The organism is Trichococcus flocculiformis (genome assembly GCF_900113645.1).
Lineage (GTDB): Bacteria > Bacillota > Bacilli > Lactobacillales > Aerococcaceae > Trichococcus > Trichococcus flocculiformis.
The window spans coordinates 1-15,240 of record NZ_FOQC01000058.1 but is presented as its reverse complement, the minus strand read 5'-3'; the positions used below and the strand labels follow the sequence as shown (position 1 = coordinate 15,240).

The following is a 15,240-nucleotide window of genomic DNA, read 5'->3' as shown; positions in this document are numbered from 1 at the left end:
GGTGTCTTTTTGCGCACATTTTTGATATTAAAGACTTTAAAAACATTGATATATCAAAGGGTTAAATAGGTTTTTCAAGTGCGAAAGTTGAGTTACTCATCGTTTCGGCTTCTCAGGTAACCAATTAAATGTGGGAAAAGCGCAAAAAAGTTAAGGGAAGCCTCGTTATTTCGAGGCATTTCCTTAACTTTTCTTATTTATCCAGATTTGTTTTCAAGGAACCTTAAAACCCATGCCGTTCGACTTCCAACAGCGCAAAAGTTTTCGCTTCTACGTCGTATTCGTACTTGAAGACGCAGCAGTTGGTGATGCCGTTCTTAATCACTTCATGCGGATCCTGCCATGCGCGCAAGAAGTGGATGCAGGCGCCGGCGTGGGAAACGGCGAGCACAGTATGGTGGTCGTCCTGTTCCATGATTTCGGTGCAAGTACGGACCATCCGTTCCATTACCTGATCGCCGGATTCGCCGCCGTACTGCACAAAAAAGGTGCTCTTGTCTTTGGGATTGAGGTCTTCGCTCTCGCCTTCAAAAGTGCCGAAGTGCATCTCCTTCAGTCCTTTCAGGCGTTGGTAAGGCATCAATTCGTTCGTCACGATCTCCAGTGTATCACTGGCGCGCTCGGCAGTTGAACTGTAGGCGTGGTCGAGATCGATATCATCAAAGTAGGCACTGGCGATTCCGGCTTGCTGGATGCCGAGCTCCGTCAACGGTGAATCACAGGCGCCCTGGATTTTTCTGCGGACATTGAAAAGCGTCTGGCCATGGCGCATCAAGTATAAGGTTTTTTTCATATGGAATCCTCCTGAACTGTGAAGCGTATGCATTATCATTATACTACTTGCTTCGGGTGATACGTCAACAACAATGAGGTTTGTCCTCCGGCGAACGAAGGATATGCCGGAGGACGCTTCACATTATAAGTCTGTGCTCCGATTAGAATAGGCTTGCCGGAGAAGAACCTGCAAGGTACCGCTGTCCTCCGGTGGGAGAACTCTCGCCGGAGGAGCATTTTCAGCGCGCCCTCCGCAGGTAATCTGTCGTCCAAATCTTCCAGCTAAACGATTGGGATGGGCAGTTTCTTTAGCCTTATCATGAGTTGAAGCATTTTTTCTTCAGAAATCCGAACGACCAGGTATAGGTGACGTACGGCAGTGCAAGCATCGACAATGCTGATTAAGGCCTAGTATTGTATAATGGAAGCAAATCAACTTATTGTCAATGGCCCTATGACGTTTTGGAGGGGATCAATGATGTTAAACAGAAAATACAGGACTAAGATCCTGTTTGCAACGTTGCTTCTGACGTTTTTTGCAACCGGCTGTACGAATGAATCGACTACAGAAACCATAGTCGGAGATTCGGCTTCAGCCACTAAAGATCCGACAAAATTGGACGCATTCTATATTGCTTTTTCCCCCGGTTCAGACGAAACGGAGCGGACATTCAGCTGGCATACTCCGAAAACGAACAAAGAAGGTTTCGTTGAGTTGCGTTTGTTGGATGAGGAAGGCAATGTTCTATCGACTGAAATTTTTGAAGCGACGGTTGCGGATACGCAGAGCGGTTATTCTACGCACGAAGCGTCCGTTTCCGGTCTGGAACCAAACCAATTCTACACCTACCGCTTCGGGGACGGCTATCGAGCCTGGTCGGAATCCTACTCTTTTCGGACCCAAGAAGCTTGGGACGGGGCATTCAATTTACTTTTCTTCGGCGATCCGCAGATTGGGGCCGGCGACGGCACGCAGATCGATGCGGATGGATGGGACAAGACAGTGACGGTTGCGACGGAGATGTTTCCTGATACGGATTTCCTTGTATCGGCGGGTGATCAGGTGAATATCGCCAACAATTTGAACCAATATGACGGCTACTTCTTTCCGGAAGAACTGACCTTCTATCCGATCATGACCCTAATCGGCAACCATGATTACACGCCTTTTGCCGATTATTTCAATCCGCCCAACGAGACGGGGCTGGGCGCGGATGATGCCGGCAGTGACTTTTATTTTACCTATGGGAACACGCTGTTTATCGCCTTGAACACCCAAAGAAACAATATCGAAGAGCATCGGGAAGCAATGGAATTGGCTGTAGCGGAAAATCCGGAGGCTACGCATCGAATTGTGCTGATGCATAAATCCATCTACAGCAGTGCCGATCATGCGCGCGATGAGGATGTGTTGGCTTTCCGGGACGGATTGGTACCGGTCTTCGATGAACTTGATATCGATGTGGCTTTGATGGGGCATGACCATGTCTATGTGCGAACCTATCAGATAAAAGGCGATGCGGTCGTTGAGGAAATCGCCTACGATGAGGCAGGCGCCGCTGTCGATCCGGAAGGCACACTGTATTTGACCGGTAACTCAGCTTCTGACTCCAAATATTACGACATGCAGGATTCCTCCGTCTATGAACGCTATGCCGCCGTTGCGCTGCAGTTGGAGGAACCGACTTTTATGAATGTCGAAGTGACCGACGATTCCCTAACTTTCACAACCTATAAAACCGCCGATCAGTCGGTTGTGGATGCTTACAGCATTGTGAAGGTGGATTCGGGGGAATGAAAGAGAAAAGCTGGATAGTCTTTTCGTTGCCTTCGGATGAGCTTTCTCGAGGGTAACGTTTTTTTTGCGCCAAAATAAAGCCATTTTTTACCGAAAAATGTTATAGTGTCAGTGCATGCATCATCGAACTAGAGTTGAATCAGAAAAGAGGAATATGTGTGAACTTAAGCCAAAACCAAAATCTTACCCAAACGCAGACACAAAAGCAAACGCTTTCCCAAACGATGCTGCAAGGAATCCATATACTTCAGTTAGGAAATCTCGAACTACACGATTATCTGAATCAGAAGGTTTTGGATAATCCGTTTCTGCAGATGAAAGTAAGGGAGTCGAGGGTTTCCAGAAGCGGCAGTCAAGCCAATGATTTGAGTTGGATACCTGACCGTAAACAATCCCTTTATGAATATATTACGGAGCAAGTTATGCTGACTTATCGGGATACCTACCTCCGCACCTTGATTGTTTGGTGGATTAACCAATTGAACGATAAGGGGTATGTCATCAAAAGCATCGAAGAAGCTGCTGCTGAAACGAAGGCCACCCCGATCCAAATGATGGATGCCTTGACACTGCTGCAGCAACTCGATCCGCCTGGCATCGGGGCGCGTAACCTGCAGGAGTGTCTGATGCTGCAGACGGAACGGCGGGAGGATGCACCCGATATCGCTTATATCGTGTTGGAAGAGTCATTTGATGATTTGATCAACAGAAAATGGGGCGCCATTTCTAAAAGATATGCGGTAACATTAGAAAATATCCAATCCGTTTTCGATTTTGTCCAGCATCTGAATCCTTCTCCCGGGTCAGCATTCCAAGCCGATGAGCAAATCTCGATCAGACCGGATATCATTGTCACCATCAAAGATGCACAACTTCAGATAACCGAAGCCCGCTACGGCGTGCCAATCCTTTCCTTCAATAAAGCCTACGCAGAGGAACTGGAGCAAATGAAGGACAAGGAAGTCGTTAAGTATGTCAGGGAAAAAAAGAAAGAGTACGAATCGCTGCAGGAAAATTTGTCGCTCCGCAGTGAAACGATTTTACGCGTCAGCACGGCAATCGTGCACAGACAGGCAGCTTTTTTCTTTGATGAAGCGCATCCGCTTGTTCCGCTGCAATTAACAGACCTCGCCGAGGAATTGAATCTGCACGAATCGACCATCAGTCGCGCAATAAACGATACGTATGTCCAAACAGATTCGGGTCTCTATGAACTGAAATACTTCTTGTCCCGGAAAGCCAAATCGGGAAATGAAGACGCCATCTCCACAACGTCGGTCCAACAGATGATCCAAAAACTGATTGAGGAAGAGGACAAGCACAAACCGCTGTCCGATCAGAAAATAGTCAATCTGTTGGTCCAAGAGAAAATCGATATCTCGAGGCGGACAGTGGCCAAGTACAGGACGGAGCTCAACATCCCAGCCACTTCGAAAAGGAAACGGTTCGATTGAATTGTAGCAAGCAACAGAAAGGAGGGGAATTGTGAAAAGTAAAAGACTACATTTGATTGTTTTGGACTCTGTTGGAATTGGAGTGGCTCCCGATGCGGCAGCTTGCCCGGATGCGAGCGTGAGATGATGGAACTATTGCAAGAACTCTTTCATGTGAAAGAGAAAGGGAGTTCTTTACGGACCGAACTGTTGGCGAGTGCGACTTCCTTTTTCTCTATTGTGTATATTGTGGCCGTCAATGCGCTGATTTTGTCTCAAGCCGGTATGGATTATAATTCGGTTGTGATTGCGACGATACTGACAACGGCCGTCAGTAACATTCTGATGGGCCTGTATGCCAATTCACCCTTGATACTTGCCCCAGGGATGAGCGCGGGAGTCGGCTTCTTCCTGATATTCCTTGGTTTGAAGAACGGCGGTATCATCGTATCCTCAGAGGGTACAATCGTGGCACTGAATAATATTTTTCAACCGGTGCCGTTGACGCTCTTGGCAACGCTGCTGGTCGGGCTGATCCTGTTCGTCAAAAATGTAAAAGGCAATTTTTTATTAACGATTATTTTCGGTGTTCTCATTTCCATTGCGCTAGGGGTAACGGATATCAGCTCCTTTTCCTATTCCTTCATCGATTTGGGTTCCTTGGAGCCGTTTGTCTTCCAACTTGATTTTTCGGGCGTTCTGTCGATGGACTACTGGGTTGCCGTATTTTCTCTTCTGATTTTGGTCGTTTTCCAGAACTTAGGGACACAAGTCAGTTTTTTGACATCCGAACAACCGAAAGTATTGAAACGAACGCTGGAATCGAATGCTTTATCAGTGATGATTGCCGGTTTGTTGGGCTGCAGCTCCATCTGCACAAGTGCGGAAGGCGCAACGAGCATCGCTGTATGAGGAAGAAGCGGATTGACATCCTTTATGGTGGGCGTTTATTTCCTGTTCACCATCGCGTTGATTCCCTTCATTGCCCTTATCCCGCTGGCGGTCATCTCGGCTTTGCTCATCATTGTAGGGTCCTTGTTAGCGGCCAACAATCTGAAGGGCATCAATTTTGATGATTTCACGGAATACTTTCCGGCTATCCTGATGGTGCTGATGATGGTGTTGACGTTTAATATCGCGGATGGTATCGGCTGGGGGTTTATCCTGTATACGTTCATCAAAGTGTTTTCGGGTGATCGACAAGCGGTATCAAAAATGATGTACGGATTGACGGGTATCTTTATTCTGTATTTCGTTTTGAAACTTATTTGAAAAAGGCAAAAAGCTGGTCTCTTTTGGAGATCGGCTTTTTGCTTTTTGATCGAGACGCAGGGGTGCGGGTCTTAGCTTATGCGGAGTGAATCGCTGTGCTCACCGATTCATCACCGATAAAAAACTGTACAGGAGGGTGAGATTGTCGAATAGTGGACGGCTATTCGACTAATTAACCTCAGCGTAAGGTGAAATTGTCGAATAGGTGAAATCATTCGACAATTTGATCACAGCATGGAACGGAATTGTCGGATGTTGCAGTGACATTCGACAATTCTCCCCCAACGTAAGACGAAATCCGCGAATGTTGGAGGTCTATTCGGGAAAACGGCCTCGCCACAGTATGTTACTTTGTCTTCCGAGATATTTTTTTCTTATGCATCCTCCGTTCCAGTTCCCCATTCACATCCGCGATGATCCCTTTGGCGTTGCTGTTGAGGAGGCTGAGACTTCCGGTGATGACTTCATAACGGCTGTCTTCGTAAGGGGCATCGTTTTTGGCGGCCGTGCAGATCGGATAGGTCGTTCCTTCTGCGGGCTCGAGAATTTTTTCGAGGATAATCTTATGTTGCCAATCATCGCCGAAGTCATAGGTGTAACGGGCTTGGTCCTTCTCCACCAGGAAATGATCATGCAGACGCTCCTCTGTTTCGGAGAGGTAGGTCTGTTCATCATCAAAAAAGAGACTGTCGAAGGGGGATGAGGCTTCTTCATCAGATTCGATGACGACGTTTTTCTGGCGGATGCCGTTCGATTTCTGGATCCTGAATTCGTGCAGATGGTCATCCTGCCAATCGAACAGGATCTGGATGATTTTGTGCAACTCCAAGAAAGTGCTGGAGCTGTTGACCTGCACCTTCCTCCAGACAGGCACGCCGACGTTTTCGAGCGTGATCTTGAAGGAATAGATTTGTGGCTGCTTAGGTGAGGCTGGCTTTTTCGATTTTCGGGAGGATGGATTCAATAGCTGTGTTAATTCATCCAACTGTCCTTTTAAAATGTCATAACTTTCTCCACGTTCGGGAGACCGTTCAATGAGTTGGTTGAGCTCTGCCAAGATAGCCTCTGCGGGAGTTAATGTTTTGCTGAAAGTGACTGTGTATTCATTTGGAATATCCTGAACGGAAATGTACGTTGCCGCGTCACCGGGTTTCTTGAAGTAGTCCTTGACGGCTGTGTCATTCTCATAGAATCTTTCATCGAAAAGCGAGGTATTCTCAGAGTCTTCGTTGTAAATAAAGGGATCTTCAGCCACTTGGTCAGAGGCAGGTTGCGGCTGAATCGTGACGCCGGACTGTTTTTTTCCGTTGGAGCGCATGATCTGGAAAGAATGATTTTTGGGAGCCTCTTCCTGGAGGACTTCCAAAATATCTTGATACAGTTGCTCGAATGTGGAACTTTCCTCAATCCGGATTGTGTGTGAAATCGGTTCGGTCAGCAGATTTTTTTCTATCGTCATTTCGTAAATCACGTAAGAGCCTCCTTGGCAAAAATAATTGCCGCAATTTGGGTGTTAGTATCCCTATCATAACCAGTAATGGGGTTGGGAAGCAACCTGATATTTTGCGGATGAGCATACCAGAAAATAGTTATATCAGTATAAAAAGTTGCCGTTTAAGCGGCCGTATCAAGGGGCATGAAAGTCAATTTTGTGAAATATTGATGACGAATTCACAAAATTGTTTCAGTGTGTGTCTAGGTGTATGATAGGTATATCGAAAGGTTGCAATCGTTTCGTATACCCATTTGTTTTTTGAGCACTGTCCCTTCGGATTTGTCATTCAGAGGAATGGAGTGTTGAAAATGACCAGAAATAAAGATCAGAGAATGGCCCAAAGCAAGTTCATCTGCCAAGAATGCGGAGCGCAGATGGTGCTTTACCGCAAAAGAGCAGAGCAGCGTAAATTGGGGCACGTCAAACATATGTATTGCCCGAGTTGCAAGGAAACAAAGGCCTTCACGGAAATCAAGGATTGGGACTGGAATGTTGTTTTTTGGGAAGATTATCAAAATGCGCTATTGACCGAAGCGGAAACGGACGAACTCTGGGATTCACTCTGGACGCGCAGTTCCGAATCATTGTTACATGGTTGAAAGGGAGGCGGACAATAATGGATGAAGACAATATTTTTGAGAGTCATGAATTTGAGGCAAAAGCTGATTTTGAAATGGACTGGGAAGACTTGTTGGAAGAACTGAGCGATTATGAAATACCTGAAGAGAGATTGAGTGAATTGGCTGCTCAGGATGGTGGCTTTCCGTTCCTGGAACTGCATTTCCAAGAACTGCGCTATCTGAATTTGATGGATGAACAGCTCTATGTCGGAGAAAACGAATCTGCAGAATTCTACACAAGCATGGCGAACACATACGGCACCAGGGTAATCGATGGGATCGAATATGCCCTCATGGATGACTTCGCCTATCATTATTTTCATGAAATGATGACGGTTGAAGCGGTGGACCGCCAAGGCAGGCAGTTCGTCATGGTCTACGGCATGCCCGATAACTGGGAGGAAATTGAGAAACAGGTAGAGGAAAAGGTCTGGGATCCCAGTGAGGAGGATGAAGTGGCGGCAGCTGATGGAACCGAGACGTGGGAACACCCGGATATGGTCATCAGCATGATCGATTTCCGCAACGAAATCATCAATCGGGCAGCGCTTGAGTTGCGAAAAAATGGCTTCCCATTGGACCTGAATTTCCAGTCCAAACGGATGTTCATGGACGATGTGCTCATATCGAGGGCGATCACACTTCAGATGCCGGGCATAATCGCGGCTTTTGAAAAGATCTCCGCAAACTTCAGTGATGTCGACCACATTGGGTTTTCGATGGATGAGAAAAGGATCCGCATTTTTTACGCCGACACGGACGAAACAATCGACCATATGCTTTCGGCTTGCGGAAAGATAGCGCACGGATCGGCAAAAAAGACCGGAATCGGTGAGGTTTTTTATGATACTTTCTTGCATCGGGTCGAACGCGCATTGTTCGAACTGATCTTCCTTGTCAACAAACCGACAGATGAGTTGGCTTTCGTGAGTGGGGTCGCGAGGCAACGATTGGATGCTATCCGGGCAGATGAACTGGAGTTGGGGGAACTGACCTTGGACCAGGTCAACCGGTTGATGCTCAGCTTTCCGGAACTGTTGAATTTGGAATGGCTGTTCGTTTAAGAAAGTGAGGTTGTTAACGCTCCATCAATCCCCTTAGAGCTTCGTCGTATTCAGCCATGGATTCAATCACACATGCTAAAAATGTTTCCGAATCATTCGTTTTCTGATTTTGTTGTCGGGAAAGAAGGGTGCTTCGCGCATCTGATGAGAGTCGAATGATCCTGGCGGATGCTCTTTTGGCTGAGAACCGATTTATCTTTTTCATACTGTTCACGCCTTTCGAAGAAATGGATTTTAGTTATTCTTAGCTTATCAGAAGAACCTCACGATTGTATCAATATTTTTCGTTTTCACCAGAAAAACGCTTGTAAATCTGCCGTTATAATGGTACATTCTCATTATAATCTAATGTTCAGAAGAGAGAAGGGAATCAGCATGAATTATGTATTTATTTCACCCCATTTTCCCAGTAATTTCAAGAATTTCGCGGTCGGTCTGAAGAAGGCGGGCGTGCATGTTTTCGGGATCGCCAGCGAACCTTACGAGTTGTTGGATACGGACTTGCGCGAGAGTCTGACCGAGTATTTCCGCGTCAATGATATGGAAAATTATGACGAAATGCTGCGCGCGGTGGCTTACTTGACTTACAAGCACGGCAAAATGGACCGTATCGAATCGCACAATGAATACTGGTTGGCACAGGATGCGCGTCTGCGCACTGATTTCAACGTGTTCGGCTTCAAAAATGAGGATATGGCCTTCGTAAAACTGAAGTCAGCCATGAAAGAAAAATTCAGCGAAGTCGGCATTCGGGTAGCGCGCGGGCGCGTCATCGGTGACTATCACGATGCCCTCGGGTTATGCCACGAATACGGGTTCCCGGTCTGCATCAAGCCGGATTCCGGTGTCGGTGCGGCGGATACACACAAAATCCGATCCGAAGAGGAACTCGGGCACTTTTTCCACGTGAAGAACCCTTATGAATCCTACATTCTCGAGGAATTCATCGACGGAAAGATCGTCACGTATGATGGCTTGACCGATGCAAACGGGAATATCCTTTTCGATGCTACTCTGGTGTACGAAAAAGCCGTGTTGGAAATCGTCGAAAAAAATGCGGATATGTTCTACTATGTCGACCGCAATATGCCGGATGATTTGCGTGAAATCGGCACCAAGCTCTTGCAGGCTTTCAATGTCCGCGAGCGTTTCTTCCATTTTGAGTTTTTCCGGTTACCTGACGGCAGCCTGGTTGCCTTGGAAGCCAACCTGCGTCCGCCTGGCGGGCATACGATGGACATGTGGAACTGGGCGAATGACGCCGATCTCTATGCCGCTTATGGCGAACTGGTCGCGACCGGAAATTTCACGGCGCAGATGCATTTTCCTTATTACTGCTGCTACGTCAGCCGCAAGGGCGTCCATCCTTACCGCTTCACACATGAGGAAGTGATGGCCCGTTACGGTGGCAACGTGGTCCTGTTTGAAGAAATGCCGGGGATTTTTGCGGCTATTATGGGGGATTTCGGCTACGTAATCCGTGCGGCAGAATATCAAGAACTGATGGACATCATCCACATGATTTCCGTAACCGAATAGACTGGGGGAAAAAAGATGCACGTAGAATATTCATCACAATGGAGCGGCCATTTGAACCGCGAAATGCGTTTCAATCGCTATGGACATGCCGGGAAACCGATCATCGTCTTCCCATCGTCTGGCGGCAGTTACAACGAATATGCGGACTTCGGCATGATCGAAGCCTGCCAGTGGTTCATCGACCAAGGCTTGGTGCAGTTTTATACGCCGGACAGCGTCGACAACGAATCCTGGCTGTGCGAATGGAAAAGTCCGTACGACCGCGCCCACATGCACGAACGCTATGACCGCTACATCATCGAGGAACTGGTGCCGCACATCAAGTATCAGACCGGTTATCAGGGACCGATGATTGCGACCGGCTGCAGCATGGGCGGCTACCACAGCCTGAACTTTTACCTGCGCCATCCGGATGCTTTTGATACCGTCATTGCACTGAGCGGTTTGTATGACGTGCGTTATTTCTTTGGGGATTACCACGACCGCAACGTCTATGAAAATTCTCCGATCGACTACCTGTGGAATCTGAACGACGGCTGGTTCCTGGACAAATATCGTTCCGGCAACATCATTGTCGCCACCGGCCAAGGTAACTGGGAAGAAGTCAGCATCAAAGACACGCGCAAAATAGAAGAAGCGCTGCGCTTCAAGAGCATCCCCGCCTGGATCGATTTCTGGGGTGAAAACGTCCACCACGACTGGGAATGGTGGCGCGTCCAGATGCCGTATTTCCTGGGCAAACTGAACGAGCAAGGCAAATTGAATTGATGAAAAATCTGTCCTTCCGGCATTTTACCGGGAGGACTTTTTGTTGCGTGACGATGGATGTTGTGGGGGGCGGGCCGTCCGTCTTTTTTGAGCGTAAACATGAATAACTAGCCGTTATCCATCTTTTTCGTGAGGCGGCGGCTCGAAAAGATGGATTCATAAATATTATTCATCTTTTATGCAGGTCAAACATTCGAAAAGATGAATACTTTCGCGGTATTCATCTTTTTGGGCCCTTTTCGCATTCGAAAACATGGATACTTGGCCGTTATCCATGTTTTCCCCAAGCATGCATACTCAACCGGCCACTCGGCTGTTCGTTTTTCCCTGTCAATCCTGTTCGGAATCGTGTGCTTTTCAGGCCGTGGCTGCGGTGGTAGACTTTGTCTATCAAATAAAAGCCATACAGAAAAAAGCAAAGAAGAGGAAAGTACTGGTTGGATTGTCCTTCAGAGAGCTCTTGGTCGGTGGAAAGGAGCGGACGGCAGCACAGGAAAAATGGCCTCGGAGTTGATGCGTTGACAGGGATTTTCCTGCAGACGTATCCGGACGCCCCCGTTAGTCAGGCAACGGTATCGAGCGCAGCAAAAGGCTCTGTACCGGTTGAGGCGGCAAGCGCAAGCTTTTCGCGAAAAAAGGTGGAACCACGATCTAACAGTCGTCCTTTCTGGAACAATCCAGGAAGGGCGGCTTTTTATTTTACATTTTAGGAGGAAAACATATGACAGAGACGAATAGAAAACAATTGATTTTTGACACTTTCGACAACAAGGAAACAGAGCGTGTGCCGGTTGGCTTTTGGTTTCACTTTGTTTTCGATGATGCTCAATTCCGTGGTTTGGAGGACAGATCGATTTTGGATCGAGTGATCGCGGGGCACAAGGAATTCTATGACGCCTTCAAACCCGATTTCGTAAAGATCATGAGCGATGGCTTTTTCGGGCATCCGAGTCTGTTGGAAAAAAGGATTGAAATAGCGGATGACCTCTACAACGTCCAAGCAGTTGGGCCGAATCACCCTTGGATCACGGAGCAGGTCAAGACGGTGAAACGGATCAAGGAATCCTTCAACGGCGAAGTCGCAACTTTCTATAATATCTTTTCGCCGGCGAACTATATCCGGATTGCCTTCGAAGCGTGGGACAAGGATCCCGAAAAATTTACCCGCTTCTTCGAAACCGAACCGGAAGCCCTTGCTTATGCGGCGAATGAAATCGCCAAGGATATCGCAGTTTTGACCCAGAGAGTCATTGAAGAGGCTGGCACGGACGGCATCTATCTGAGCGTGCAGAACGTCCAAAGCAGCACTGCCACCAAAGAAGCCTATCAAAATTATATCGCGCCGAGTGAGTTAACGGTATTGGCGGAGGCGAACAAAGTCAGCGACTACAATATCCTACATATCTGCGGCTATGAGCATCATCAAAACGACTTGTTGTACTACCGAGATTATGAAGCCAAAGCCTACAACTGGGCGGTACACACCGAAAAAATCAGCCTGAAGGAAGGCAAAGATTTCTTCGGCAACAAAGCGGTGATCGGCGGCTTCGACAATAACACCGGCACATTGTTGGACTCGGGGAACAAGGCGGACATCGCCCAATTCACGGTCGACATCATCCACGAAATTGGCGATACAGGGGTCATCATCGGAGCGGATTGCACTGTCGATCCGCAGATTGAACTGGATCGTTTGGAATTGGTAAGGCAAACAGCGGCAGGCGTCTCAGGCAAAAACAACAAACAAACGAGGTCGCTGCAAAAATAAAACAGGACGGCAGGAGCGGTGTTCGCCAAAGTCGGTCAACCCTGATAGACAATCGGTATTATTTTTAAAATAAGCACCGTGTTAGAATCGGACACATACTTAAAAACGATAGCCATTCCGGTAAGCCGGAGTTCAGAAAGGAGGGGTCCCATGGTCGGGATCGTCATCATCGGTTGCGGGGATGTTTCGAAACAGCGGCACGCCCCTCTAAGCGATAAAAACGAAAAAGTCGATCTGGTTGGATTCTATAACCGTACGATCGCAAAAGCAGAAGCTTTCCAAAAGAAGTACGGCGGAAAAGTCTATCGGACTCTTGAGGAAATCTGGGAAGACGGAACGGTCGATGCCGTTATCGTCGCAACGAACGAACAATCGCACAGCCCCATCACCATCGCTGCACTGGAAGCCGGTAAGCATGTGCTGTGTGAAAAGCCGATGGCGGATTCGGTGGCCGAGGCCGAACGCATGCAGCAGACAGCCGAAAAAACGGGGAAAAAGCTGATGATCATCCATAACCAACGACTTTATCCCGCACATCAGCTGCTGAAAAAGTTGCTGACGGAAGGGACACTCGGAAAGATTCATGCTTACCGGACGACATTGGCCAACCAAGGTCAGGAAAATGACGGTTGGGGTACGGCGGTCCCCGATTTCTACGATCGGATCGGCCATACGAACGGCGCTCTGGCGCAGGTGGGCGTCCACCGTATCGATTTGTTGAACTACTTATTCAGCGAAGATCCCGTCACTGCAGTGTTGGCCCAGACCGCGACACAAGGCAAGCAGTTGGCGGACGGAAGCCCGGTTCCTTATGAGGATTATGCAGTGTTGCAACTCCAACATCGCTCGGGCATCCAAGGAACCTTGCTGACCCACTGGTTTGATTATTCGAACGAAAGGCAGACCGTCATCTACGGCGAAAAGGCCACGGCCGTAACTTATGCGGACGGGCATCCGGTGGCACTTTACCGGAAGAACGGGGAAAAGACCTACCTGGATGATCCCTCGCAGGACGGTTTCTATACAGAACCATTGACACCGATCGTCGACAAGTTTGTCGAAAGCATCGAACAGGATACAGTTCCCTTCGTGACAGCGGAACAGGGGATAACGGCATTGCGTATTCTGGCCGCCGCTTACCGCTCGCAAGCAATACAGACATGGATACCCATCGAACAGGAGGATGCATAACATGACAGAAACATTTAATGGAAGAAAAAGAATAGAAGCGGCACTCAAGAAGCAACCTTTGGACAGACCGGCCATTTCCGGGTGGCGTCACATGCCGTTGGTGGATCGGGATGTTGAGGCGTTCGCCGAAGCGACGATCGCCTTCACGGATGAGAATGATTGGGACCTGATCAAGCTGATGTCGCAAGGCCAATTCTTCGCTGAAGCCTACGGAACGCCAATCACCTTCTCGACGGATGCGAAAGAATGGGCAGGCAAAATACTGGACTATCCGATCCGGAGCGCGGAAGATTTGACCCGTTTGGTGCCTCTCAAGGCGGACAATCCGGTGATCCAGCGCGAAGCCGCTTTTGCCAAGAAAATCGTGGAGCACTACAAAGGCGAAAAAGTGGTCGTCGGTACCGTCTTCTCGCCTTTGTCATGGGTGAAGCAATTTGCGCCGGGTAACGATTCGATCGCGCATATCGTCGACGGACCGGAAGAAAGCCCGATTGCAGAATTTCTGGAGCATCACCGTGAGGAATTGAAGGCGGCGCTCGATGTGCTGCATGCCTCCAACAAGGTGTTCGTGGACGAATTGATCGCTGCCGGCGTGGACGGCTTCTTCATCGCCGAACAGTACAGCCAGCGCGGCGACATATCCGAAGCCGATTATGCCGCTTTCGCCAAACCTTATACGGATGACCTGTTGGCTTATATCAAGGACCGCACCTGGTTCAATATCCTGCATGCGCATGGACATGTCGATTTGGCTGTGGAGCGTTTTATCGATTACGATGTCCAAGCCATCAACTGGGAAGACGGCAGCGATCACGCGGAGGATCCAACCCGGTTAAGTTTCCGCAAACTACGTGCCCTGACGGATAAACTGCTGGTTGGCGGTATCTCGCCAAAAACCGATCTGACGTTCTCAAATCAGGCGCAGGAAATCGAGGACTTGCTGGTCGATCGCTTGGCGGATGTCCTGACTGAAACCGGCGACACGGGCATCGTATTTGCGCCGGGCTGCGCGATTTCATTGGAAGCCAACCCGGATTTTTACCAACGCATCCATGCGGCTGCCCAAAAAGTGCAGGCTACCATCCTAAAAACAGCGAACCATTAAACGAATCGGAAACATACGGTAGTGCCAAAAATTCTATGGAAACTGCCCAAAATAACGAGGTGATGTGAAAAACCAAGCCCTGCTACTCAAAGTTAGGTGAAACAAACGCTCTTGACAACCGAGCCAATGGTTTCTTCCTTTGCCGTCAAGGGCGACGGTATACAAAAGGAGCAGCACAAAGTAGCCCTTGGCTTAGAAAATTTTAAACCATTGGTTTTTCGGATTGTAAAGAGTACGCTCCGCCGTTTGTTTAGTTTATTGGTTCTCTCTTTTTTAGAGGGCTCCGGTGCCAAAAGTTAAGGGGTTTGGTCCATCAGCCAATCTTGAGATAAAGAGATTAATTTTGTCCATTTAGCTGGCATGTTGGGAAGTTTGTCCAGCGCAGGGATAAGCACAGGCACCTTCTTTTCCAG

General features: G+C 48.3%; 13 protein-coding genes and 1 other annotated feature. Of the genes, 11 read left to right on the top strand and 2 right to left on the bottom strand.

The annotated features are described in order from the left end of the window. Positions 1–223: 223 nt before the first annotated feature. Complete coding sequence (locus BMZ71_RS12925; protein WP_086990630.1) at positions 224–793, bottom strand: histidine phosphatase family protein; 570 nt, start codon at positions 791–793, stop codon at positions 224–226. A gap of 456 nt (positions 794–1,249) precedes the next feature. Here BMZ71_RS12925 and BMZ71_RS12920 point away from each other — a divergent pair, with 456 nt between their 5' ends. From BMZ71_RS12920 to BMZ71_RS12905, 4 genes are all read left to right on the top strand, one after another. Further along, entirely contained in the window at positions 1,250–2,572 is a 1,323-nt protein-coding gene (locus BMZ71_RS12920) for a purple acid phosphatase family protein (RefSeq protein ID WP_177187629.1), read from the top strand. A gap of 158 nt (positions 2,573–2,730) precedes the next feature. Further along, positions 2,731–4,026 carry an RNA polymerase factor sigma-54 gene (gene rpoN, locus BMZ71_RS12915; protein WP_086990625.1) on the top strand — a complete coding sequence of 432 codons (1,296 nt, stop codon included), beginning with the start codon at positions 2,731–2,733 and terminating at the stop codon, positions 4,024–4,026. 123 nt (positions 4,027–4,149) lie between these two features. After that, a complete protein-coding gene (locus BMZ71_RS12910; protein WP_086990623.1) occupies positions 4,150–4,917 on the top strand; it encodes a solute carrier family 23 protein in 768 nt (255 codons plus the stop codon). Positions 4,918–4,929: 12 nt separating this feature from the next. Beyond that, the gene (locus tag BMZ71_RS12905) at positions 4,930–5,277 is read left to right on the top strand and encodes a hypothetical protein (protein WP_086990622.1); all 348 of its coding nucleotides are present in this window, start codon (positions 4,930–4,932) and stop codon (positions 5,275–5,277) included. A gap of 346 nt (positions 5,278–5,623) precedes the next feature. Here BMZ71_RS12905 and BMZ71_RS12900 read toward each other — a convergent pair whose 3' ends face one another. Continuing rightward, complete coding sequence (locus BMZ71_RS12900; protein ID WP_086990620.1) at positions 5,624–6,748, bottom strand: plasmid pRiA4b ORF-3 family protein; 1,125 nt, start codon at positions 6,746–6,748, stop codon at positions 5,624–5,626. Positions 6,749–7,080: 332 nt separating this feature from the next. Here BMZ71_RS12900 and BMZ71_RS12895 point away from each other — a divergent pair, with 332 nt between their 5' ends. The 7 genes from BMZ71_RS12895 (at position 7,081) to BMZ71_RS12865 (ending at position 14,827) form a co-directional block, all read left to right on the top strand. Further along, on the top strand, positions 7,081–7,371 hold the full coding sequence (locus tag BMZ71_RS12895) for a hypothetical protein (RefSeq protein WP_086990618.1): 291 nt from the start codon (positions 7,081–7,083) through the stop codon (positions 7,369–7,371). Between the two features lie 17 nt (positions 7,372–7,388). Then, positions 7,389–8,456, top strand: a complete 1,068-nt coding sequence (locus BMZ71_RS12890) for a hypothetical protein (protein ID WP_086990616.1) — start codon at positions 7,389–7,391, stop codon at positions 8,454–8,456. Between the two features lie 375 nt (positions 8,457–8,831). After that, positions 8,832–9,995: an ATP-grasp domain-containing protein gene (locus BMZ71_RS12885; RefSeq protein ID WP_086990614.1), complete on the top strand. Its 1,164-nt coding sequence runs from the start codon at positions 8,832–8,834 to the stop codon at positions 9,993–9,995. Positions 9,996–10,010: 15 nt separating this feature from the next. Next, entirely contained in the window at positions 10,011–10,763 is a 753-nt protein-coding gene (locus BMZ71_RS12880) for an esterase family protein (protein ID WP_086990612.1), read from the top strand. Between the two features lie 409 nt (positions 10,764–11,172). Next, positions 11,173–11,432 (top strand) — a binding site (T-box leader). A 52-nt stretch (positions 11,433–11,484) separates the two neighbouring features. Continuing rightward, positions 11,485–12,531, top strand: a complete 1,047-nt coding sequence (locus BMZ71_RS12875) for a uroporphyrinogen decarboxylase family protein (protein ID WP_086990610.1) — start codon at positions 11,485–11,487, stop codon at positions 12,529–12,531. A gap of 150 nt (positions 12,532–12,681) precedes the next feature. Further along, positions 12,682–13,722 (top strand): Gfo/Idh/MocA family protein, encoded by a 1,041-nt coding sequence (locus tag BMZ71_RS12870; protein ID WP_086990608.1) that lies wholly within the window; start codon positions 12,682–12,684, stop codon positions 13,720–13,722. 1 nt (position 13,723) lies between these two features. Beyond that, positions 13,724–14,827, top strand: coding sequence for a uroporphyrinogen decarboxylase family protein (locus BMZ71_RS12865; RefSeq protein ID WP_068561565.1), 1,104 nt, complete (start codon positions 13,724–13,726; stop codon positions 14,825–14,827). Positions 14,828–15,240 lie beyond the last annotated feature (413 nt).

Excerpts from the sequence above, each read along its gene's own strand:
- BMZ71_RS12910 (WP_086990623.1), top strand. The coding sequence starts at position 4,150 with ATGATGGAACTATTGCAAGAACTCTTTCATGTGAAAGAGAAAGGGAGT.
- BMZ71_RS12880 (WP_086990612.1), top strand. The coding sequence starts at position 10,011 with ATGCACGTAGAATATTCATCACAATGGAGCGGCCATTTGAACCGCGAA.
- BMZ71_RS12895 (WP_086990618.1), top strand. The coding sequence starts at position 7,081 with ATGACCAGAAATAAAGATCAGAGAATGGCCCAAAGCAAGTTCATCTGC.
- BMZ71_RS12885 (WP_086990614.1), top strand. The coding sequence starts at position 8,832 with ATGAATTATGTATTTATTTCACCCCATTTTCCCAGTAATTTCAAGAAT.
- BMZ71_RS12870 (WP_086990608.1), top strand. The coding sequence starts at position 12,682 with ATGGTCGGGATCGTCATCATCGGTTGCGGGGATGTTTCGAAACAGCGG.
- BMZ71_RS12890 (WP_086990616.1), top strand. The coding sequence starts at position 7,389 with ATGGATGAAGACAATATTTTTGAGAGTCATGAATTTGAGGCAAAAGCT.
- BMZ71_RS12865 (WP_068561565.1), top strand. The coding sequence starts at position 13,724 with ATGACAGAAACATTTAATGGAAGAAAAAGAATAGAAGCGGCACTCAAG.
- BMZ71_RS12875 (WP_086990610.1), top strand. The coding sequence starts at position 11,485 with ATGACAGAGACGAATAGAAAACAATTGATTTTTGACACTTTCGACAAC.
- BMZ71_RS12925 (WP_086990630.1), bottom strand. The coding sequence starts at position 793 with ATGAAAAAAACCTTATACTTGATGCGCCATGGCCAGACGCTTTTCAAT.
- BMZ71_RS12920 (WP_177187629.1), top strand. The coding sequence starts at position 1,250 with ATGATGTTAAACAGAAAATACAGGACTAAGATCCTGTTTGCAACGTTG.